This window comes from Mycobacterium aquaticum, assembly GCF_002086485.1.
Lineage (GTDB): Bacteria > Actinomycetota > Actinomycetes > Mycobacteriales > Mycobacteriaceae > Mycobacterium > Mycobacterium aquaticum.
On sequence record NZ_MVHF01000032.1, the window covers coordinates 47,369 to 68,484 of the forward strand.

Genomic DNA, 21,116 nt, shown 5'->3' on the forward strand with positions numbered 1-21,116 from the left:
GGATGCTCGCCTCGAGGTGATCAGCCCATCCGGGTGGCGTGCACCTCCCAGAACGGCATGTGCACGCGGCCGTTGATCAGCCAGGGCTCGATCACCCGCAACCGCTCCAGCAGCGGTTGCATGCCCTCGGCCATCTCGGGGTTGCGGGCGGCCATCATCTCGAAGGTCGCGACGCTGACATTGCCCTGGTAGGTGGTGGGTCCGAGGTAGTTGATGTCCCAGCCGGCGTCGGGCAACACCGCGCGGAAATCGTCGGCGGTGAGGTAGCGCGGCATCCGGAAGCCGTTGACGTTGTGTTCTCCGAATTCGAACATGAACAGCCGAGCCCCGGGCTTGGTGGCCCGGTGCAGTGCCTGCACGTAGGACTTCTGCAGTTCCTGCTCGCCGGTGAACACGTGGAAGAACGCGGAGTCGACGACGGTGTCGAAGCGCCCTTCCAGGCCTTCGAGTTTGGTGGCGTCGGCCACCTGGAAGTCCACCGTCACCCCGGCTTTCGCCGCGTTCTCCTTGGCGCGCTCGATTGCCGTGGGCGATGCGTCGATGCCTGTGGCGGACAAGCCCTTTGACGCGTAGTGGATGGCGTGGTGGCCGGGGCCGGTGCCCGGGTCGAGCACTTCACCTTTGACGGCGCCGACCGCGACGAGCTGCTGGACGACCGGTTGCGGGCCGCCGATGTCCCACGGGGTGGCGGCAGGCAAACCGTGCGATGTCCGCTCGTCGCGGTACATCTCTTCGAAATGACGCGTGGTGTCTTCTGGAGCAGTCATATCCGCGAGGGTAGGCCTGCTGCCGAAACGCCCACGTCAACCGGGCGCGCCGGGGTTACGGGAGCTTGGCGACGAGTTCTTCGACAGCGACGCGCGGCCCGGTGAAGAACGGTGTCTCCTCACGGGTGTGCCGCCTCGCGTCGGTGGCGCGCAGGTCGCGCATCAGGTCCACGATGCGGTCCAACTCGGGCGCCTCGAACGCCAGGATCCATTCGTAATCACCCAGGGCGAAGGCCGGGACGGTGTTGGCGCGCACGTCCTTGTACCCGCGGGCGGCCATGCCGTGTTCGGAGAGCATCCGGCGCCGCTCCTCGTCGGGCAGCAGGTACCACTCGTAGGACCGCACGAACGGGTACACGCAGATGTAGGCGCCGGGGTCCTCGCCCGCGATGAAAGCCGGTACGTGGCTCTTGTTGAACTCGGCAGGCCGATGCAGCGCGGCACTGCTCCACACCGGGTCACTGGCCCGGCCCAGCGCCGTGGTGCGACGGAAGTCGGAGTAGGTGGCCTGCAGTGACTCGATCTTCTCGGCATGGGTCCAGATCATGAAGTCGGCGTCGGCGCGCAACCCGGCGACGTCGTAGAGCCCGCGGACCACGACACCGCGGTCCTCCTGAGCCTTGAAGAACGTCGCGGCCTCATCGATGACGTCGGCGCGGTCCTCCCCCAGTTCACCGGGGCTGACCGAGAACACGGAGAACATCAGATAGCGCAGGGTGGAGTTCAATGCGTCGAAATCGAGCTTGGCCATACGACTATCGTGCCACGCCGAGTTTCAGCAGTGTGTCGGCAGCACGGGTGGCCGAGGCCACACAGGCCGGCACCCCGATGCCGTCGAGATAGCCGCCCGCCACGGCCACTTTCGGCGGCAAACCGGCGCGCAGTTCGGCCACCAGATCGGCGTGCCCGGGGCCGTACTGCGGCATCGCATCGATCCATCGCTGCACATGGCTGTCGACGGGGTCGACCGTCACCCCGAACAGGGTGCTCAGGTCGCGCGCCGCCCACGTCAGCAGGTCCTCGTCGCCGGTGTCTCGGGCCAGGGTGTCGCCGTACCGGCCGAACGACAACCGCACCAACTCGACATTGCCGCGCCGCCCCCACTTGCGGGACGACAGCGTGACGGCCTTCGCGTTGAGGAGGCTTCTCCGATCGTCGTGCGGATCGGCTGCCACCAACACTCCGGATTGCTGTGGCAACGGCGTCCCGCCGGGCAGCGCTAGTGCCACGACGGCGGCCGAGGCGACGCGGATGCGGCGGGCGGCCGCCGCGGTACGAGGCGCGATGTGTTCGATCAGCTTCGGCAGGCGCGGTGCCGGGACGGCCAGCACCACCGCGTCGGCGCGCCACCTGGTGCCCTCGTCGTCGAGCACCTCCCAGCCCCGCGGTGCTCGGTCGACGCGTTCGGCGCCCACCTGGACCCAGTGGGCCGCGGACCGACGGTGCAACTCGTCCAGCAGCACGCGGTAGCCACCGTCGAGCGCGCCGAACACGGAGTCGCCTGCCGGCGGAGGCAGCGCCGCACGCACGGCATCGGTCAGGCTCGGGGCGCCCCGGTCGAGCGCGGCGGCCAACGGCGGGACGGCTGAGCGCAGTCCGATGGTGGCCGCCGACCCGGCGTACACACCGGCCAGCAGCGGATCGACCGAGCGGGTCACCACCTGAGCTCCGAAGCGGTCCCCGACGAGCTCGGCCACGGTGGGGTCGGCACCGCGGCGCCAGTGCAGCGGCCGGGTCCGCTCGTCCAGGATGCGGGCCACGGTCGCGTCGTCGACCAGTCCTAGCAACGACGACGCCTCGGCGGGAATGCCTTGCAAGGTGCCGGGCGGCATCGGGTGCAGGCGTCCGCCGCTGTAGATCAGCGGACGTACCCCGGTGGTGGCGATCTGGCGACGACTCAGCCCCAGCTCGGCCAGCAGTGCCGGCATCTCCGGCCTACGCACCACGAACGCCTCCGCGCCGACATCCAGCGGCTGCCCGCCGACGCGCTCGGTGCGCAAGACTCCGCCGAGCCGGTCAGCCGGGTCCAGCAGGGTGATGTCGGCGTCGGGGCCGGCGGCCATGCGCAGCCGGTACGCCGCGACCAGGCCTGAAATGCCGCCGCCGACAACGCAATACGCGGGCCTCACAGTGTGTGGACCAGCGCCACTGCCTCGGTGATGATTCCGGGATCGGTCGCAGGCAACACCCCGTGCCCCAGATTGAAGACATGTCCGGCAGCGCCCGCGGCAACCGCCTTCCGGCCGTCGTCGACCACCCTGCGCACCTCGGCCTCGGCCACCGGCCAGCCGGCCAGCAGCACCACCGGATCGAGGTTGCCCTGCAGCGCGGTGCCCGGCTTGACCCGGGCGGCCGCGTCGACGAGGGAGGTGCGCCAGTCCACGCCCACCACCGAGGCCGCGGCCGGTTCCACCGCCTCGGACATGGCGCCGAGCAGCTCGGCGGTACCCACCCCGAAGTGGGTCATCGGCACGCCTGCCGCAGCCATGGTGGCGAACACCCGGGCGCTGTGCGGCAGCACGTAGCTGCGGTAATCGGCCAGCGACAGCGTCCCGGCCCAGGAGTCGAACACCTGAAGAGCGTCCACTCCGGCGTCCACCTGGGCCTGCAGGAAGGCGATGGTGAGATCGGTCAGCGCCGTCATCAGGGCGTGCCAGGTCTCCGGCTCGCCGAGCATCATCGCTTTGGTCCGATCGTGATGGCGGCTGGGCCCGCCCTCCACCAGGTAGGAGGCCAGCGTGAACGGGGCACCCGCGAACCCGATCAGGGGCACGTCGCCCAGCGCGGACACCAGCAGGGACACCGCTTCGGTGACCGGTGAGACCTGCTGCGGTTCAAGCGGTTTCAGTGCCTCCACATCGGCGATGGTGCGGATGGGATGCTCGATGACGGGCCCGACGTCAGGCACGATGTCCAGCCCGACGCCCGACGCCTTGAGCGGCACCACGATGTCGGAGAACAGGATTGCGGCGTCCACTCCGTGCCGCCGGACCGGTTGCAGGGTGATCTCGCAGACCAATTCGGGGTCGAAGCAGGCTTCCAGCATGCGGTGCTGGGCGCGCAACGCCCGATACTCGGGCAGGGACCGGCCGGCCTGCCGCATGAACCACACCGGGACTCGGTGCGGGGCGCGGCCACTGGCGGCGGCCAGGTAGGGCGACTCGGGCAGCTCACGGCGGGTATTCATCGGGTCCTATGGTGCCACGGAGCCGGCCACCGGAGTCCCCGCACCGCCACGCAGGCATCAATACGGCGCGCCTGCCCACTGTCCTGGCCTGATGGGCTAGCGTCAAAAGATGTGACGTCTGCCGAACCGGCACAGTTTCGGACGGCGGTGGCGGCCATGAATGCCACCACCGTACGCCCGGAAATCGAGCTGGGCCCGATCCGCCCGCCACAGCGGCTGGCGCCCTACAGCTATGCGCTGGGCGCCGAGGTCAAGCATCCCGAGACCGCGATCGTCCCGGAGCGTTCCGAAGGTGACGCCTTCGGTCGGCTGATCCTGCTGCACGACCCCGAGGGCGCCGAAGCCTGGGACGGCACCATGCGGCTGGTGGCCTACATCCAGGCTGACCTGGACTCCAGTGAAGCCGTCGACCCGCTGCTGCCCGAGGTGGCGTGGAGCTGGCTGGTCGATGCCCTGGATACGCGCGCCGAACACGTCACGGCGCTCGGAGGCACCGTCACCGCGACCACCTCGGTGCGGTACGGCGACATCTCCGGTCCCCCGCGGGCCCATCAGCTAGAGCTGAGGGCCTCGTGGACAGCCACCAACTTGGAGCTGGGGCCGCACGTGGAGGCATTTTGTGAAGTCCTCGAGCACGCGGCGGGGTTGCCCCCTGCCGGTGTCACGGACCTGAGTTCCCGCACGCGCGCGTGAGATGACAGACGGGGAATCAGACCATCCCGAGGCCCCGGCGGAGCCGGAGGCCACTCCGCTGCTCGCGCCGGCCGACGGGGTCCCCGAAGTATGCGTGAGTGCGCAGGAGATAGCCTCGGCCGCAAAGTTTCTCGATCATGGCACGGGCCGCTTCGCCATCGACGCCGAACGGGCCTCGGGGTTCCGTTACTCCAACCGGGCCTATCTGGTGCAGATCCGCCGCGCCGGGGCGGGCACGGTGCTGATCGATCCGGTGAACCACGGCGGTTCGCCGATCGATGCGCTGGCTCCCGTGGCGCACACGCTTGAGGCCGACGAATGGGTGTTGCACGCCGCCGACCAGGACCTGCCGTGCCTGGCCGAGATCGGATTGCGCCCGGCCCGGCTCTACGACACCGAACTGGCCGGCCGGCTCGCCGGGTTCGAACGGGTCAATCTGGCCGCCATGGTGCAGCGGCTTCTCGGCCTGCAGTTGATGAAGGGCCACGGCGCCGCGGATTGGTCCAAGCGGCCACTGCCCAGCGACTGGCTGAACTACGCCGCACTCGATGTCGAGGTGCTGTTGGAGCTGCGCGACGCGATCGCCGACGTGCTCGAAGAGCAGGGCAAAACCGACTGGGCCGCACAGGAATTCGAATTTCTGCGGACCTATGTCGCGCAGCCCACCCGCCGCGACCGGTGGCGGCGCACGTCGGGTATCCACAAGGTCCGCAATCCTCGCGCACTGGCCGCCGTGCGTGAACTGTGGACCACCCGCGACAACATCGCTCGCAGCCGCGATATCGCGCCGGGCCGCATCCTGCCCGACTCTGCGATCGTCAACGCCGCCACGGCCGATCCGAAGACCGTCGACGAGTTGACCGCGCTGCCCATCTTCGGTGGTTCCAAGCAACGGCGGACCGCGCAGGTCTGGCTCGACGCCCTGGAGCGTGCCCGGCAGAACCCCGACCCGCCGTCGGCGACCGAAGCGCAGAACGGGCCGCCACCGGCAGCCCGTTGGAGCAGACGCAAACCCGAGGCCGCGGCGCGGCTGGAGGCTGCCCGGGCGGGCTTGACGGAGCTGTCCGCGCGGGTGTCGGTGCCTGCGGAAAACCTCATCACCCCAGAGGTGGTACGGCGGTTGTGCTGGGATTGGCAGCCGGTGCCCGACGTCGAAGCTGCGGTCGAGGAATTCCTGGTCGAGGCCCAGGTTCGGCCCTGGCAGCGCCAGTTGACCGTGCCGATCCTGACGGCGGCACTGTCCACCGAAACCTGATTCTGCGCAAGGATATTCGCGAGTGTCAGCTGCTCACCGAGTCGACGTGCGCCAGAAAATGAGTGAGCACGGCGTCGGGGGCCTCGATCTGCGGCCAGTGCGCGATGTCGTCGGGCAGCATCACCACGTCCGGATCCGGGATCACCTCCAGATAGCGTTTGGCCATGTGCCGTCCCGAGTTCGGGTCCGACGGCCCGTCGATGAGCCGCATCGACACCGCGGTGTCACGCATGGCCCGCACCCACCGGTTGCGGTGCGTGTAGCGATCGTTGACGAAACGACCGACCTTGTGCAGCACCCGCTTTCCGTCGTTGTACTCCAGGATCTGATGGAACTTCGCCATCAGTTGTGGTGACGGTTTGGTGTTGGCACCGAACATCTCGTTGATGGTCGGCTCCACCAGCCGGCGCGACAACGGACTGCCCTGCAACGGACTCATGATGTCGCCCAAGGGTGTCCGCGACATCAGTTTCTGCATCAGCCGTGGCGTGTAGGCCTCGTTGAACAACCCTCCGTTGAGCCAGGTGATCGATTCGATGCGCAGCGACCCGTAGGCCTGTTCCCCGAACTCGTGGCGGGCCAACAGTTCCTGACCCACCGAATCGCCCAGATCGTGTGCCAGGATGTGTGCCGAGGTGACGCCGAGCTTCGCCAGCAACGCCTCGTGCATGTCGGCGTGGTCGGTCACCGTGTAGCCGTAGGCGACCGGTTTTGCCGAGAAACCCATGCCGATCATGTCCGGGGCGATGACGGTGAAGCGCTCCGCCAGCGTGGGCCAGATCAGCGACCAATCCCACGAGTTGAACGGGTACCCGTGAATGAGCAGCAGATTCGGCCCTTCGCCCAGCGGGCGTCCGCCGACCCGGTAGAAGATGTCGAATCCGAGATAGTCGAAAAACTCCCCGCCGGTTTTCCAGCGCTCCAGTTCGGCGTCCATAGCGGCAGCCTAGTTGAGTTCACAATTTGAACGCAACAGGTAGAATCACGGTATGCGCTACGACTCACTCGCGGACGAACCGTGTTCCATCCTGCGTCCGCTGGCGTTGCTCGGTGACCGTTGGACGTTGGTGGTGCTGCGCCAGGCGTTCGCGGGAGTACGGCGGTTCGACGACTTCCAGGCCAGCCTGGGACTGAGCCGCGCACTGCTCACCGAACGCCTCGGACGCCTCGTCGACGCCGAGATCCTGGAACGGCGTGCCTACCGCGACGCGCAGCGCACCCGTCATGAATACCGTTTGACCACAAAGGGTTCAGAACTGTACCCGGTTCTGATGGCGCTACGAGCCTGGGGTGACAAGTACCTCGCCCCGGACGGGCCGTTCGTCCATTACCGACACAAGGGCTGCGGCGGTTGCGCACACACCCACTTGACGTGCGATGAATGCGCCGCGGAACTGACCGTCTACGACATCGAGGTGTCACCGGGCCCCGGACTGGCAGCGGGATAGCCGCCGGCAGCGGTTCAGTCGACCTGCTCGGACACTTCGCGTTCGCCCGCGAGTGCGCCGATGGCCGCCACCCATCCGGTGATCTGCCGCGCGACGTGCTGATCGGTCAACCCGACCTCGGAGAGCACCTCGCCACGCGACGCGTGCGGCAGGAACTCCTGCGGCACCCCCACATCGCGGCACGGCACGTCGATCTCGTTGTGCCGCAACGCGGCCGACACGGACGAACCGACCCCGCCGTGCACGCCGCTGTCCTCGACGGTGACCACCAGCTTGTGCGCGCGGGCCAGGTCGCTCAGCGCCTCCGGAACCGGCAGCACCCACCGGGGATCCACCACCGTCACGCCGATGCCCTGGTTGCGTAGCCGCTCCGCCACCGCGAGCGCCATCAGCGCGAACGAGCCGACCGCCACCAGCAGTACGTCATCGGTGAGGCCCGGGGCAGGGACCGCAAGCACATCCACACCGCCGCGCCGCTCGATCGCCGGGATACCTTCGCCGACATCACCTTTGGGGAATCGGATGGCGGTAGGGCCGTCGGTTACGGCCAGCGCCTCGGCGAGTTGCTCACGCAGTCGAGGCTCGTCGCGGGGGGCGGCCACCCGGATGCCGGGCACGATGCCGAGGATCGACAGGTCCCACATGCCGTTGTGGCTGGGACCGTCGGGCCCGGTCACACCGGCGCGGTCCAGCACGAGGGTCACGGGCAACTTGTGCAGCGCGACGTCCATCAGCAGTTGGTCGAACGCGCGGTTGAGGAAGGTCGAGTAGATCGCCACCACCGGATGCAGGCCACCCATCGCCATACCGGCGGCCGAGGTCATCGCATGCTGCTCGGCGATACCCACATCGAAGAAGCGGTCCGGGTAGCGCTCACGGAACGCGCTCAGGCCCGTCGGCCCCGGCATCGCCGCCGTGATTGCCACGATGTCGCGGCGCTTGGCGGCGATCTTGATCAGTTCCTCGGAGAACACCGAGGTCCAGCCCAGACCGGAGGCCTTGGTGGCCAGCCCGGTCTCCGGATCGATCACGCCACACGAGTGCATCTGCTCGGCCTCGTCATTTTCGGCCGGCGGATAGCCCATGCCCTTGCGGGTGACCACGTGCACGATCACCGGGGCGTTGAACCCGCGGGCATGCCGCAGGGCGTTCTCCACGGCGTGCTCGTCGTGGCCGTCGATGGGGCCGACGTACTTGAGCCCCAGATCGGTGAACATCACCTGCGGCGAGATCGCATCCTTGATCCCGGCCTTGATGCTGTGCATGCACTGGTAGCAGAACTCGCCGACGACGGGCAGACCCCGAACGGCCTTGCGACCCTCCTCCAGAATCCGCTCGTAGCCCGGCTGCAGCCGCAGCCCGGCCAGGTGATCGGCAAAGCCGCCGATGGTCGGTGCGTAGGAGCGGCCGTTGTCGTTGACGACGATGACCACGGGACGCCCTGCGGTGGCGATGTTGTTCAACGCCTCCCAGCACATACCGCCGGTGAGCGCGCCGTCGCCGACGACAGCCACCACGTGGCGGTTGCGGTGCCCGTTGAGCTCGAAGGCCTTGGCCAGACCGTCCGCGTAGGACAGCGCCGAGCTGGCATGGCTGGACTCGACCCAGTCGTGCTCGCTCTCACTGCGGGCCGGATAGCCCGACAAGCCGCCCTTCATGCGCAGCGAGTCGAAGTCCTGGCTGCGCCCGGTGAGCATCTTGTGCACGTAGGCCTGGTGGCCGGTGTCGAAGATGATCGGGTCGTGTGGCGAGTCGAACACCCGGTGCAGCGCCAGCGTCAGTTCGACCACACCCAGGTTGGGGCCGAGATGCCCACCGGTTGCAGCGACCTTGTGGATCAGGAATTGCCGGATCTCCTGCGCCAGGTCACTTAGCTGCGACTGCGACAGGTGCTGCAGATCAGCGGGACCGCGGACCTGTTCAAGCATTCGTTTAGTGTACGCACGGAAGCTGGACTACCCCTCGCGTGGCGAGTAGATGTCGGGCACACCGTCGTGGTCTGTGTCGGCGGTCTCAATCTGGGCAATTCGACGGTATGCCGCATTGCGGGCCACCAGCACCCCGGCAGCCAGCAGACCTGCGAGAACCGAGCCGAGGAGCACCGCGATCTTGACGTCGTCGTCGGCGACGCTGCCGTGCCCGAACGCGAGTTCACCGATGAGCAGGGACACCGTGAAGCCGATTCCTGCGAGCAACGCCACACCGAGAACGTCGCGCCAGGCAAGGCCTTCGTCGAGGCTGGCATGGGTGAACCGGGCCAGCAGATAGGTGGTGCCCAGCACCCCGATGGGTTTGCCGAGCACCAACCCCGCGATGACGCCGAGCGTGACCGGATGTGACAGTGCCTCGCCCAGACCGGACCATCCGCCGACCGTCACGCCCGCGGCGAAGAACGCGAACACCGGTACCGCGAACCCCGCCGACACCGGCCGCATGGTGTGTTCGAACTGTTCGGCGGCCGCATGGCGGCCCAGAACGGGGACGGTGAATCCGAGCAGCACCCCGGCCACGGTGGCGTGCACCCCGCTGGCATGCACCAGCACCCAGGCCGCTACCGCCAACGGCAGCAGGATCCACCACCGCCGCACCCCGCGCTGCACTGCCAGGCCGAACAGGCCGATGGGGATCAGCGCCGCCAGCAGCGGAAGCGGTGCCAGGTGGTCGGTGTAGAAGACGGCGATCACCGTGATGGCGAGCAGGTCGTCGACCACCGCCAGGGTCAGCAGGAAGATGCGCAGCGCAGAGGGCAGATGGGTCGACAGCACGGCCAGTACGGCCAGCGCGAACGCGATGTCGGTCGCGATGGGGACCGCCCAGCCGTCAAGGTTCTCGGCATGTCCGGTGCCCAGGTTGATCGCGACGAAGATCACTGCGGGCACGACCATGCCGCCGACGGCCGCGGCGATCGGCAGCGCGGCGCGCGCCGGGTCACGCAGGTCTCCGGCGACGAACTCCCGTTTGAGTTCAACCCCGACGACGAAGAAGAAGATCGCCAGCAGGCCGTCGGCCGCCCACGCGGCCACGCTCAGGTTCAGGTGCAGTCCTTCCGGCCCGATCACCAACGCCGACAACCGGTGGTAGCCCTTGGACCATGGCGAGTTGGCCCAGATCAGCGCAGCCGCGGCGGCGAGGAGCAGCAGGATGCCGCCAACGGTCTCCTTGCGGAGGATCTCGGAGATCCGGCTGGCTTCGGCCCATGACCCGCTGCGGGTCAGCAGCCGGCGGCCGGATCGGTCTTTGCGGTTGCGCATCCTGACTCCCTGGGCAGCGTTCTACGGCGCCGACCAGTATTCCTTGATGGTCAGCGGGTCAGGACGGCCACGCACTCGACATGGTGGGTGAGCGGGAACGAGTCGAACACCCGGATCTCCTCCACCGCATAGCCGTGATTGCGATACAGACCCACGTCGCGGGCGAATGACGCTGCCTCACAACCGATATGGATGACACGCGGCACTTCGGCGGCCGCCACCTGATCGACCACCTCGCGGCCCGCGCCCGTCCGCGGCGGGTCGAGCACCGCAACGTCGGCACGCGTTCGCTGGATTGACAGCGCGCGCCGCACCGAGTCGGTGACCACCGACACCCAGGGCAGGTCGGCCAGTGCGGCCCGGGCCGACCGCGACGAACCGCGCGAGGTGTCCACGGTGACGACGTGCCCGCTCTCCCCCACCTGTTCGGCCAGCGCAGCCGCGAAAACCCCTGCGCCGCCGTACAGATCCCACGCCGTCATACCGGGTTGCAGCTGCGCCCAGCCGGCGACCAGCTCGCTGTAGAGCGCCGACGCATCACGGTGGGCCTGCCAGAACGCCGTCACCGGCACCCGCCACACCCGGTCTCCGACGCGCTGGGTGGCTTCGTAGTCGCCTTCGATCACCCGGGTGGTGTGTTTGCGTCCGTCCTTGGCCTTGGCTGCCTTGGGGTGCTCAGCGGAGGCGCGCGAGGAGACCACATGGCGCACACCGTCGGAATCTAGAGCTACGTGCAGTTGAGAGCCTGTGGGCCAACGTGATCCGGCCAGGCCGTCGAGAAGCCCGTCCTGCAGCTGGGCACAGCTCAGCTCGGTCACCAGCTCCGTACTGTGGTAGCGGTGGAACCCGACGGTGCCGTCGGCCGCGGTGTCCAGCCGCACCCTGGTCCGCCAGCCGGTGGCGCCGACCGTTCCGACAGGCTCGGCCATGGCATCCGACTCATCACACCAGTCGAAGCCTCCGAGCCGTGACAGCTGATTGGCCACCACGGCACCCTTGAGCCGCCGGGCCGCATCGGGTTCGGCGAAGGCCAGGTCGCAGCAGCCCGCGCCGTCCACGCCGGCAATCTCGCACAGCGAGTCGACCCGGTCGGGTGAGGCTTCGATGATGTCGAAAGCCTCGGCATGCCAATAAGATCCACGCTCGTCGGTGACTCGCGCCCGCACCGTCTCACCGGGCAGCGCATACCGGACGAAGATCACCCGGCCGTCGTGGCGGGCCACGCAGCTGCCGCCGTTGGCCGCCGGACCCGTGGTGAGGATCAGCTCGGTCACTCCAGGAATCCCCTGCGCGCGTCACCCGGGGCCGACTGTGGCTGCAGCTTCTTCAGCCGCTCCGACGAACTGAGCTGCCACGGAACCGATGTCACCATCACGTTGGGCATGAACAGCAGCCGGCCCTTGAGCCGCAACGCACTCTGGTTGTGCAGAACCTGTTCCCACCAGTGCCCGACGACGTACTCGGGAATGAACACCGTCACGACGGTGCGTGGCGACTCGTTGGTGACCCGTCGGACGTAATCGAGCACCGGGCGGGTGATCTCGCGGTATGGCGACGCGATGACCTTCAGCGGCACGCTGATGTCGCTGTCCTCCCACTGGTGCACCAGGGCACGGGTCTCGGCGTCGTCGACGCTGACCGTGATCGCCTCGAGCACGTCGGGACGGGTGGCCCTGGCATACGCCAACGCGCGCTTGGTCGGCAGGTGCAGCTTGGACACCAGCACCACCGCATGGTTGCGGCTGGGCAGGACGATGTCGCCCGGCTCGGCCGCGTCCTGAGCCCGCAGTTCGCGAGCCACCGTGTCGTAGTGCTTGTGGATCAGTTTCATCACGACAAACAGCGAGCCCATGGCGAGGATCGCGATCCATGCGCCGGCCAGGAACTTGGTCAGCACGACGATCACCAGCACGGTGCCGGTCGCGGTGAGGCCGATCGCGTTGATCACCCGCGACCGCATCATGTGCAGGCGCACGCTGCGGTCGGTCTCGGTGCGCAACAGGCGGGTCCAGTGCCGCACCATGCCGATCTGGCTGAACGTGAACGACACGAACACGCCGACGATGTACAGCTGGATCAGTGCGGTGACCTCGGCCCGGAACGCCACCACGAACGCGATCGCGGCGAAGGCCAGGAACAAGATGCCGTTCGAGAAGGCCAGCCGGTCACCGCGGGTGTGCAGCTGCCGCGGCAGGAACGAGTCCTGAGCCAGGATTGAGCCGAGCACCGGGAAACCGTTGAACGCGGTGTTGGCGGCCAGCACGAGGATCAGCGCCGTCACACCGGCGATCAGGTACAGACCGATCGGGAAGTTGTGGAAGACCGCATCGGCCAGCTGCGCGATGAGGGTCTTCTGGTGGTAGTCGGGCGGCGCGCCGATCAGCTGCTCCTGTGGACGCTCGGCGATCTTCACCCCGGTGGCCTTGGCCAGCATGATGATGCCCATGAGCAGGCTGACCGAGATGACGCCGAGCAGCAGCAGGGTGGTCGCCGCATTGCGCGACTTGGGTTTCTGGAACGCGGGCACACCGTTGCTGATGGCCTCGACACCGGTCAGTGCCGCCGAACCCGACGAGAACGCCCGTGCGACCAGGAACACCAGGGCGAACCCGAGCACGTCGCCGTGCTCGGAGTGCATCTCGAATCCGGCCGATTCGGCGCGCAGCGGGTGGCCCAGCACATAGATCTGGAACAGGCCCCAGCCCAGCATGATGTACATGCCGATCATGAACGCGTAGGTGGGAATGGCGAACGCGGTACCGGACTCCCGGATGCCGCGCAGGTTCAGCGACGCGAGCACCAGGATCGCGATGACGGCGATGAGCACCTTGTGCTGGGCGACGAACGGTACAGCCGACCCGATGTTGGACATGGCCGACGACATCGATACCGCCACCGTCAGCACGTAGTCGACCATCAGCGCACTGGCCACTGTCAGGCCCGCGGTGTGCCCGAGGTTGGTGGTGACCACCTCGTAGTCGCCGCCACCGGACGGATAGGCGTGCACGTTCTGGCGGTAACTGGCGATCACGATCAGCATGACGCCGCCCACGGCCAGGCCGATCCACGGCGTCAGGGAGTACGCGCTGAGCCCCGCCACCGACAGCACCAGGAAGACTTCCTCGGGCGCGTAGGCCACCGATGACAACGCGTCGGACGCGAAGACCGGCAGGGCGATCCGCTTGGGCAACAGGGTGTGGGAGAGCTTGTCGCTGCGGAACGGACGCCCGAGAACGAGCCGACGCGCTGCGGTCGAAAGCTTGGACACGAGTGCCAAGGGTAAGCCCACGACCCGAGAGCGGTAGCGTTCCCACTGCACGGGTTGAGTTACAGCTTGCTTTTCAGCCATCGGAGAGGACCGTCGCGTGCGTGTAGTCGTCATGGGATGCGGCCGAGTGGGCGCATCGCTCGCGGACAGCCTGGCCCGCATCGGGCATGAAGTCGCCGTCATCGACCGCGACAGCACCGCATTTCACCGGTTGTCCCCCGAGTTCCCCGGTGAACGGGTGCTCGGCATGGGGTTCGACCGCGATGTGTTGTTGCGCGCCGGTATCGAGGAGGCCGGCGCGTTCGCGGCGGTGTCGTCGGGCGACAACTCCAACATCATCTCGGCGCGGTTGGCCCGCGAGACCTTCGGCGTCGAGCGCGTCGTCTCCCGTATCTACGACGCCAAGCGCGCGGCGGTCTACGAGCGGCTGGGGATTCCCACCGTGGCGACCGTGCCGTGGACCACCGACCGTCTGCTCAACGTGCTCACGCGCGAGACCGAGACCACCAAGTGGCGCGATCCGTCCGGCAGCGTGGGGGTCGCCGAACTGGCCCTGCACGAGGGCTGGGCGGGCCGCAGGGTCACGTCGCTGGAGGCCGCGACCGGCGGCCGCGTGGCCTTCATATTGCGGTTCGGCAGCGGGTATCTGCCCGACGCGAAAACCGTCATCCAGGCCGGCGACGAGGTGTATCTCGCGGCGGTGTCCGGCCACATCGCCGAGGCCCTGGCCATCGCGGCGCTGCCGCCCAGTGAAGCTGCGGAGTCGGAATGAAAAGCGCCTACGACGATCATGAGGAGGGGCACCGATGAAGGTCGCCATCGCCGGTGCCGGTGCCGTCGGCCGCTCCATCGCCCGCGAACTGTTGGAGAACAATCACGACGTGACGCTGCTCGAGCGCAACCTCGAGCACATCGACGTCGACGCCATCCCGGCGGCGCACTGGCGTCTGGGTGATGCCTGTGAGATCACGGTGCTGGAGTCGCTGCAGCTCGAACAGTTCGACGTCGTGATCGCGGCCACCGGTGACGACAAGGTCAATGTGGTCCTCAGCCTGCTGGCCAAGACGGAGTTCGCGGTACCGCGCGTGGTGGCCCGCGTCAACGACCCCCGCAACGAATGGCTGTTCGACGAGAACTGGGGCGTCGACGTGGCGGTGTCGACGCCGCGGATGCTGGCCTCGCTGGTCGAAGAGGCGGTCGCCGTGGGCGATCTGGTGCGGCTGATGGAATTCCGTAAGGGCCAGGCCAACCTGGTGGAGATCACGCTGCCCGCCGACACGCCGTGGGGCGGCAAGCCGGTGAAACGGCTGAACCTCCCGCGCGACGCCTCGTTGGTCACCATCCTGCGTGGTCCACGGGTGATCGTGCCGCAATCCGACGAACCGTTGGAGGGCGGCGACGAGCTGCTGTTCGTGACCGTCAGCGAGGTCGAGGATGAGCTGAGGGCACTGCTGTTGGATCCGTCGGCGCGCTGAGCGGGAAACCGCTCAGTCGGCGCTTTCGGCGCCGTGGTGGGCGTGCAGGGCGTTGCGCGCGACGCGGATGGCCAGATAGGTCACGAGCGCAGCGGCGGCCGTCAGCGGCCAACCCATGGCGATTCGGGCGACGCCCAGCCAGCCGGTCTGGTCGGCTTGATACAGGTGCTGCTGCACCAGGAAACGTGATGCGAACACCAGCACCCAGATGACCGTGGCGATGTCGAAGGCCAGGACGGCCTTACGGACATCACGCCAGGCGCGGTCGTGGGAGTTGACCCAGCCCCAGATGTAACCGACCATCGGCCGCCGGATGAGCACCGAGACACCGAACACCACGGCCCACAACAATGATGTCCAAATGCCAAGCAGGAAAAAGCCTTTCGACTCCCCCACCACATAGGCGATGAGCGCGCTGATGCCGACGCCGAAGAAACCGGAGACTGCGGGCTGAACCGAGTCATGTCGGATCAGTCGCCAGATGAGAATGAGAGTGGCCACGCCGAGCGCCGCGCCGATGGCCGGCATCAGGCCCCACAACGTCGAAACCGGGACGAACACCACCACCGGCAGCGACGAGTAGATCAGGCCGCTGATTCCGCCCATCTGATCCAGGATGGCGCGGCCCCGGGCAGCGGTGAGCTCAGGCTCGGGCTCACTCGTGGATGGTGCGGGAGCGCTGTCGTCGCTCAAGCTCACTTCTGAATTTCGTAACGCGGGTTGTAGATCGCCTTGGTGCCGTTCTCCAGTTGACCGACGCGGCCCTGCACCCGCAGGGTGCGACCCGATTCGATACCGGGGATGCGGCGCTGGCCCAGCCAGACCAGCATCACGGTGGCGGTGCCGTCGAACAGTTCGGCCTTCACGCCGCCGGAACAACCTTTGCCATTACATTCGACGCTGCGCAGGGTGCCGACCATGGTGACCTCCTGGCCGCGCTGGCAGTTGATCGCCTTCATCGCGCCGGTGTTGGCCGCCTCGTCACTGAGCTCTTCGACGTCGAGTTGCTCTGGGTCTTCTGTCAGGCGTCGAGTTAGCCGGCGCAGATACCCTTCGGCCGTAGACATGGCCTCTCCTGACCTTTCGCGGATTCTTTGTGAATCCACCCAACCAACGCCACGGTAGACCTCTTATTGCCCGAATGCCACGCGGGCGCGGGTCGGCGCGCCGATTCTCCCAAGTACCAGGCAGGATCGTGTGATGAACGTCATTCTCGAAGGTGTCACCACGGTGCTCTTACCCGGTACCGGGTCCGATGACGACTACGTTTACCGGGCGTTTTCCGACGCTTTACATGAGGTCGGGGCGCTGCTGGTGACTCCGTCGCCTCAGCCGCACCGGCTCGTCGACGGCTATCGCGAAGCGCTCGACGACGCCGCCCGCTCGGGTCCGATCGCCGTCGGCGGGGTGTCGATCGGAGCCGTCGTGGCGACCGCCTGGGCGCTGGCCCACCCCGGCCGGGCAGTGGCCGTGCTCGCCGCATTGCCGCCGTGGACAGGCTCTCCGGAGAACGCACCGGCCGCATTGCTGGCACGGCAGTCCGCACAACTGCTACGCCGGGAGGGGTTGGCCGCCACGGTGGCGCAGATGCGGGCGTCCAGCCCGCCATGGCTGGCCGACGAGTTGACCCGGTCCTGGGTCGGGCAGTGGCCGACGCTGCCCGACGCGATGGAGGAGGCCGCGGGCCACACCGCGCCCGATTGCGCCGACCTGGAGCGACTGACGGTACCGCTGGGGGTTGTGGTGGCCACCGACGATCCCGTACACCCGGCCGAGGTCGGCTTCGAATGGGTCTCCGCGGCGCCACGGGCTGCGCTGCGCACGGTCACGCTGGAAGAGATGGGCGCGAAGACGGGTGTCGTGGGTGCGGCGTGTGTGGCCGCGCTGCAGGAGGCGTGAGGGTTCGGCCAACAGTGCCGTCCGCGAATTCGACGAAAATGTCGAAAATCCGCGCCTTCGACGACAGTTACGTCGAATTCGCGTGGGATCGCCTGCGCGACCCTAGATCGACCCGGCGCTGCCCGTTCCCATCCTGATCTACCCGCCCGTGATGGTGCGGAGCTGCTGCATGGCCGAACCCTGGGCACTGCGACGGGCCACCGGCTCGGGCTCCTGCTGCTGCAAAGGCGGCTCCTGCTGACCGGCCGCGGTCTGGGCGGCGGCGGCCTGCGCCGCGGCTGCCCGCAGTTGGGCTGCCATCGGCTCCGGCAATTCCACGGTGAGCGGGGTGCGCACCGGAAGCGGTGTCTCACCGCGCCGAATCACCGTGTCGGCCAACGCAGTACGGGCTTCGTCCGCCAGCGCGTCGATGGTGTCCGGAGCGCCGTTGACCACGCACCGCACCATCCAGCGGTACCCGTCGACCCCGATGAACCGCACGACGCCGCCGTTGCCGGCGCCGACCACCTCGCGGCCCCACCGCCCGTCCTCGATCACGACCGACGCGGCGTCCTTGCGCAGCGAGTCAGCCAGCTCGGTGGCCACTTCGCGCCACAGCCCGGGACTCTTGGGCGCCGCGTATGCCGCGATGGTGAACCGTCCGTTGGGTGTCACCACCCACACCGCGCTCGGCGCTCCGGCCTCGTTGAGTTCGACCTGTACCTGCCCACCGTCGGGCATCGGGATGAGCACCGAACCCAGGTCGAGTCGGCCCTGGGCAGCCACCGAGGGGTCATCGAAGTCCTCGACGTCGAAGGGGCCCTCGAAGTCGTCGTCATCGGTCACCGCGTCGGCGCCCGCACCCAGCTCCGCGTCGTCGGTCGCCGGGTCTTTTTCATGTTTTCCGAATGCCATCACAAACTCGCATGTCCGCCGGAGGAACCGTGGCCACCTGCACCACGGGAAGTATCGGCCAGGCCTGCCTCGTCGAACGAGGTCACCTCGACCAGTTCGGGAAGTTCTACCCGCTGCACCAGCAACTGGGCAATCCGGTCGCCGCGATTGATCGCGATGGGTGTCTCGGGGTCGAGGTTTATCAGCGAGACCTTGATCTCACCGCGGTAACCGGCGTCGATGGTGCCAGGGCTGTTGACGATCGAAAGTCCCACGCGCGCAGCCAAACCCGAACGCGGATGGACCAACCCCACCATCCCGTGCGGGATGGCCACGGCCACGCCGGTCGGAACCAGCGCGCGCTGCCCGGGTGCCAGTTGGACGTCCTGCGCGCTGTACAGGTCGACGCCCGCGTCGCCGTCGTGCGCCCGGGCGGGCATCGGGAGATCGCGGTCCAATCGGACCACCGCCAGAGAGTTGGACACGACGTCACAGATTACTCTGAGCCACGTGTCAGACACGCGCGCAACCACCCAAACCGTGCGCTACCGCGAGCGGTTGTGGGTGCCGTGGTGGTGGACTCTGCCTGCAGCGGTGCTGGCAGTGCTCATCGCCCTCGAGGTCAACCAGGCTGTTTCCGCACTGCCCAATTGGGTGTCGTTCGCGGTGCTGTTCGGCGTGGCGGGCGCGGTGTTGAGCTGGTTCAGCAAGGTCGAACTGCGCGTCGTGGCCCGGCCAGGCTCCGGCACAGAACTGTGGATCGGCGGCGCGCACCTGCCGACCAGTGCCATCGCCCGGACGGCGGAAGTGCCCCGCTCGGCCAAAACGGCCGCCCTGGGTCGTCAGCTCGACCCGGCGGCCTACGTGGTGCATCGGGCCTGGGTCGGCCCGATGGTGCTGGTGGTACTCGACGATCCGGATGACCCCACCCCGTACTGGCTGATCAGTACGCGTCATCCAGACCGCGTGCTCGCCGCGCTGCAGGACTGAGCGCGCCGCTCAGGCGGCGCAGTCCGTGCAGATCATCACGCCGTCCTTCTCACTGGCGAGGCGGCTGCGGTGGTGCACCAGGAAGCAGCTGGAGCAGGTGAACTCGTCTGCCTGCTTCGGAACCACCCGCACCGAAAGCTCTTCGCCGGAGAGATCCGCTCCCGGCAGCTCGAACGATTCGGCGGATTCGGATTCGTCGACATCGACGACAGCCGACTGTGCCTCGTTACGTCGGGCCTTCAGCTCCTCAAGTGAGTCCTCGGAGACCTCGTCGGTCTCTGTTCGCCGCGGCGCGTCGTAATCGGTAGCCATATGCGCTTTCCCCTCCCTAAACCTTGCAGCAGAGGTTTGTACCAGCGTCGAACGCATTACCCAAACGATTCGTGCCCTTATTGCCACATGTTGCAGTGTGATTTACATCACACCATTGTGCCGAGTCTGCCGCTGTGCAGGGCAACCGTGCCTTTAGAGTGCAGGGGTGGTCGCACAAATCACCGACGGCACCGCGTTCGACCGACACGGTCGACCGTTCCGTCGGCGTAACAACGTCCCCGCCATCGTGCTGTTCGCCATCTTGGCGGTGGTCTCGCTCGTGGTGTGGATCATCGCGCTCAATCGGCCCGCCGACGTCCGCGAGGCCACGGTGTGCAACCCACCGCCACCTGCCACCGATCCCGCGACTCCCAAGCTGGGTGAACAGGTGGCGAGGTCGGCGATGACCGATACCACCCCCGCGGCGCTCAGCGACACCAAGATCCGGGTGCTCAACGCCAGCGGACAGGGCGGTCAAGCCGGTGAGATCGCCGGCGAGTTGCGGGACCTGGGTTTCGCCCAGCCCGAAGCAGCCAACGATCCGATCTACACCCACACCCGACTGGAATGCCAGGGCCAGATCCGGTTCGGCCCGACGGGTCGAGCCGCCGCGGCGGCGGTCTGGCTGGTGGCGCCGTGCACCGAGTTGTTCCAGGACGAAAGACCGGACGCGACAGTCGATCTGGCGTTGGGAACGGAGTTTACCGAGCTGGCCAGCAGCGACGACATCAACGCCGTACTGGCCAGCCTGCGCCCGGACGCCACCGGGCCCGCCGATTCGGCGCTGCTGTCAAAGATCCATACCGGCGCCTGCTAGCGCGTCACGCAGTGCGGTGGCGACGCCGGGAGCCGCTGCCCCCACGCGTCCCGCGCCCGTGATGGGCGGCAACCACACCGTGGCCCCGGCCTCGGCGGCGATCAACGCCCCTGCCGCCCAGTCCCACACGTGCACGCCCTCTTCGTAGTACGCGTCGAGTTGGCCGGCGGCGACCATGCACAGATCCAGCGCGCACGAGCCGAGCCGTCGCATGTCCCTCACCGCGGGCAGGAGCTGTGCGAGCACCTCCGCCTGTCGACGCCGCTGTTCGGGGACGTAGGCGAACCCCGTGCCCACCAGGGCCATGCCCAGATCGTCGACAGCAGTGCACCGCAGCGGCGTGCTGACCCCGTCATGTAGCACGGCGGCCCCCTGGCCGAGTGCCGCCGAATACACCGATCCGGCGGCGACATTGGCGACGGCGCCCGCCACCGATCGGCCGTCGAGCTGGACAGCCACCGAAACGGCGTATGCCGGAATGCCGTAGACGAAGTTCACCGTGCCGTCGATGGGGTCGATCACCCAGCGCAGCCCGTCACTGCCGCTGCGGCCGCCCTCTTCCTCGCCGAGGATCTCGTCGTCGGGCCGCAGCACGGCAAGCCGCTCGCGCAACCATCGCTCGGTCTCGGTGTCGACGATCGTCACCGGGTCGGTCGGCGTGCTCTTAGAACGGACAGTGCGCACGTCGTCATGTGCTTGGCCCGCGTCGTCCGACTCCCCCTCTCCGAAGACCTCGATACGACGGCGTCGGACGAGTGCGGCGGCCTCGGTCGCCAACTGTTCGGCTACTCCGCGCAGGACGGCCGGGTCGGTGCTGTTGTCTGTCACCCCTCTATCGCAACACATCTTTCCGCCGAAAAGTCGCTCGCGGGATGGCGGAC

The 21,116-nt window shown here is 67.8% G+C and carries 23 protein-coding genes; 8 read left to right on the forward strand and 15 right to left on the reverse strand.

Annotated features, from left to right (window positions below):
* Window positions 1–20: 20 nt before the first annotated feature.
* The 4 genes from BST13_RS25900 to hemE are packed head-to-tail and all read right to left on the reverse strand — an operon-like array spanning window position 21 to window position 3,954.
* Window positions 21–767 (reverse strand): class I SAM-dependent methyltransferase, encoded by a 747-nt coding sequence (locus BST13_RS25900; protein WP_211296181.1) that lies wholly within the window; start codon window positions 765–767, stop codon window positions 21–23.
* Window positions 768–822: 55 nt separating this feature from the next.
* Window positions 823–1,518 carry a hydrogen peroxide-dependent heme synthase gene (hemQ, locus tag BST13_RS25905; RefSeq protein ID WP_083166953.1) on the reverse strand — a complete coding sequence of 232 codons (696 nt, stop codon included), beginning with the start codon at window positions 1,516–1,518 and terminating at the stop codon, window positions 823–825.
* Between the two features lie 4 nt (window positions 1,519–1,522).
* The gene (locus BST13_RS25910) at window positions 1,523–2,896 is read right to left on the reverse strand and encodes a protoporphyrinogen oxidase (RefSeq protein WP_083166954.1); all 1,374 of its coding nucleotides are present in this window, start codon (window positions 2,894–2,896) and stop codon (window positions 1,523–1,525) included.
* Entirely contained in the window at window positions 2,893–3,954 is a 1,062-nt protein-coding gene (gene hemE, locus BST13_RS25915) for a uroporphyrinogen decarboxylase (protein WP_083166956.1), read from the reverse strand. The genes BST13_RS25910 and hemE overlap by 4 nt, the downstream gene beginning before the upstream one ends.
* Window positions 3,955–4,110: 156 nt before the next feature.
* Here hemE and BST13_RS25920 point away from each other — a divergent pair, with 156 nt between their 5' ends.
* Together BST13_RS25920 and BST13_RS25925 are read left to right on the forward strand one after the other, a co-directional pair.
* Window positions 4,111–4,647 carry a DUF3000 domain-containing protein gene (locus BST13_RS25920; RefSeq protein WP_245839800.1) on the forward strand — a complete coding sequence of 179 codons (537 nt, stop codon included), beginning with the start codon at window positions 4,111–4,113 and terminating at the stop codon, window positions 4,645–4,647.
* Between the two features lies 1 nt (window position 4,648).
* Window positions 4,649–5,902, forward strand: coding sequence for a ribonuclease D (locus BST13_RS25925; RefSeq protein WP_083166957.1), 1,254 nt, complete (start codon window positions 4,649–4,651; stop codon window positions 5,900–5,902).
* A 25-nt stretch (window positions 5,903–5,927) separates the two neighbouring features.
* Here the strand turns inward: BST13_RS25925 and BST13_RS25930 are convergent, their stop codons facing one another.
* Window positions 5,928–6,839, reverse strand: a complete 912-nt coding sequence (locus BST13_RS25930; RefSeq protein ID WP_083166960.1) for an alpha/beta fold hydrolase — start codon at window positions 6,837–6,839, stop codon at window positions 5,928–5,930.
* Between the two features lie 52 nt (window positions 6,840–6,891).
* Here BST13_RS25930 and BST13_RS25935 point away from each other — a divergent pair, with 52 nt between their 5' ends.
* Entirely contained in the window at window positions 6,892–7,350 is a 459-nt protein-coding gene (locus BST13_RS25935; protein WP_083166962.1) for a winged helix-turn-helix transcriptional regulator, read from the forward strand.
* Between the two features lie 14 nt (window positions 7,351–7,364).
* On the opposite strand, the gene dxs is transcribed toward BST13_RS25935, so the two are convergent.
* The 4 genes from dxs to BST13_RS25955 are packed head-to-tail and all read right to left on the reverse strand — an operon-like array spanning window position 7,365 to window position 13,869.
* The gene (dxs, locus tag BST13_RS25940) at window positions 7,365–9,278 is read right to left on the reverse strand and encodes a 1-deoxy-D-xylulose-5-phosphate synthase (protein ID WP_083166965.1); all 1,914 of its coding nucleotides are present in this window, start codon (window positions 9,276–9,278) and stop codon (window positions 7,365–7,367) included.
* 27 nt (window positions 9,279–9,305) lie between these two features.
* A complete protein-coding gene (gene nhaA / locus BST13_RS25945; protein WP_083166967.1) occupies window positions 9,306–10,601 on the reverse strand; it encodes a Na+/H+ antiporter NhaA in 1,296 nt (431 codons plus the stop codon).
* 50 nt (window positions 10,602–10,651) lie between these two features.
* A complete protein-coding gene (locus BST13_RS25950) occupies window positions 10,652–11,875 on the reverse strand; it encodes a class I SAM-dependent RNA methyltransferase (RefSeq protein WP_083166970.1) in 1,224 nt (407 codons plus the stop codon).
* Window positions 11,872–13,869 carry an APC family permease gene (locus BST13_RS25955; protein WP_083167049.1) on the reverse strand — a complete coding sequence of 666 codons (1,998 nt, stop codon included), beginning with the start codon at window positions 13,867–13,869 and terminating at the stop codon, window positions 11,872–11,874. Before BST13_RS25955 ends, BST13_RS25950 begins: the two co-directional genes overlap by 4 nt.
* Window positions 13,870–13,966: 97 nt before the next feature.
* Here BST13_RS25955 and BST13_RS25960 point away from each other — a divergent pair, with 97 nt between their 5' ends.
* Together BST13_RS25960 and BST13_RS25965 are read left to right on the forward strand one after the other, a co-directional pair.
* Window positions 13,967–14,641 (forward strand): potassium channel family protein, encoded by a 675-nt coding sequence (locus BST13_RS25960; protein WP_083166973.1) that lies wholly within the window; start codon window positions 13,967–13,969, stop codon window positions 14,639–14,641.
* Window positions 14,642–14,675: 34 nt separating this feature from the next.
* Window positions 14,676–15,344 (forward strand): potassium channel family protein, encoded by a 669-nt coding sequence (locus BST13_RS25965; RefSeq protein WP_083166975.1) that lies wholly within the window; start codon window positions 14,676–14,678, stop codon window positions 15,342–15,344.
* A 12-nt stretch (window positions 15,345–15,356) separates the two neighbouring features.
* Here BST13_RS25965 and BST13_RS25970 read toward each other — a convergent pair whose 3' ends face one another.
* A complete protein-coding gene (locus BST13_RS25970) occupies window positions 15,357–15,950 on the reverse strand; it encodes a DUF3159 domain-containing protein (protein ID WP_245839803.1) in 594 nt (197 codons plus the stop codon).
* Window positions 15,951–16,039: 89 nt separating this feature from the next.
* Window positions 16,040–16,411, reverse strand: a complete 372-nt coding sequence (locus BST13_RS25975; RefSeq protein WP_083166978.1) for an OB-fold nucleic acid binding domain-containing protein — start codon at window positions 16,409–16,411, stop codon at window positions 16,040–16,042.
* A 133-nt stretch (window positions 16,412–16,544) separates the two neighbouring features.
* Between BST13_RS25975 and BST13_RS25980 the strand changes: the two genes are divergently transcribed.
* The gene (locus BST13_RS25980) at window positions 16,545–17,243 is read left to right on the forward strand and encodes an alpha/beta fold hydrolase (RefSeq protein ID WP_083166981.1); all 699 of its coding nucleotides are present in this window, start codon (window positions 16,545–16,547) and stop codon (window positions 17,241–17,243) included.
* Between the two features lie 138 nt (window positions 17,244–17,381).
* Here the strand turns inward: BST13_RS25980 and BST13_RS25985 are convergent, their stop codons facing one another.
* Both BST13_RS25985 and dut read right to left on the reverse strand, forming a co-directional pair.
* Window positions 17,382–18,137, reverse strand: a complete 756-nt coding sequence (locus tag BST13_RS25985; protein ID WP_083166983.1) for a DUF3710 domain-containing protein — start codon at window positions 18,135–18,137, stop codon at window positions 17,382–17,384.
* Window positions 18,137–18,601 carry a dUTP diphosphatase gene (dut, locus tag BST13_RS25990; protein WP_083166986.1) on the reverse strand — a complete coding sequence of 155 codons (465 nt, stop codon included), beginning with the start codon at window positions 18,599–18,601 and terminating at the stop codon, window positions 18,137–18,139. The genes BST13_RS25985 and dut overlap by 1 nt, the downstream gene beginning before the upstream one ends.
* Window positions 18,602–18,626: 25 nt before the next feature.
* Between dut and BST13_RS25995 the strand changes: the two genes are divergently transcribed.
* A complete protein-coding gene (locus tag BST13_RS25995) occupies window positions 18,627–19,106 on the forward strand; it encodes a DUF3093 domain-containing protein (RefSeq protein ID WP_083166988.1) in 480 nt (159 codons plus the stop codon).
* Between the two features lie 9 nt (window positions 19,107–19,115).
* Here the strand turns inward: BST13_RS25995 and BST13_RS26000 are convergent, their stop codons facing one another.
* Window positions 19,116–19,418, reverse strand: coding sequence for a DUF4193 domain-containing protein (locus BST13_RS26000; protein WP_029370210.1), 303 nt, complete (start codon window positions 19,416–19,418; stop codon window positions 19,116–19,118).
* A 166-nt stretch (window positions 19,419–19,584) separates the two neighbouring features.
* On the opposite strand from BST13_RS26000, the gene cei reads away from it, so the two are divergent.
* Complete coding sequence (gene cei, locus BST13_RS26005) at window positions 19,585–20,235, forward strand: envelope integrity protein Cei (protein WP_083166991.1); 651 nt, start codon at window positions 19,585–19,587, stop codon at window positions 20,233–20,235.
* Here the strand turns inward: cei and BST13_RS26010 are convergent.
* Complete coding sequence (locus BST13_RS26010) at window positions 20,209–21,063, reverse strand: inositol monophosphatase family protein (protein WP_083166994.1); 855 nt, start codon at window positions 21,061–21,063, stop codon at window positions 20,209–20,211. The two genes, cei and BST13_RS26010, sit on opposite strands and share 27 nt — an antisense overlap.
* Window positions 21,064–21,116: the final 53 nt, after the last annotated feature.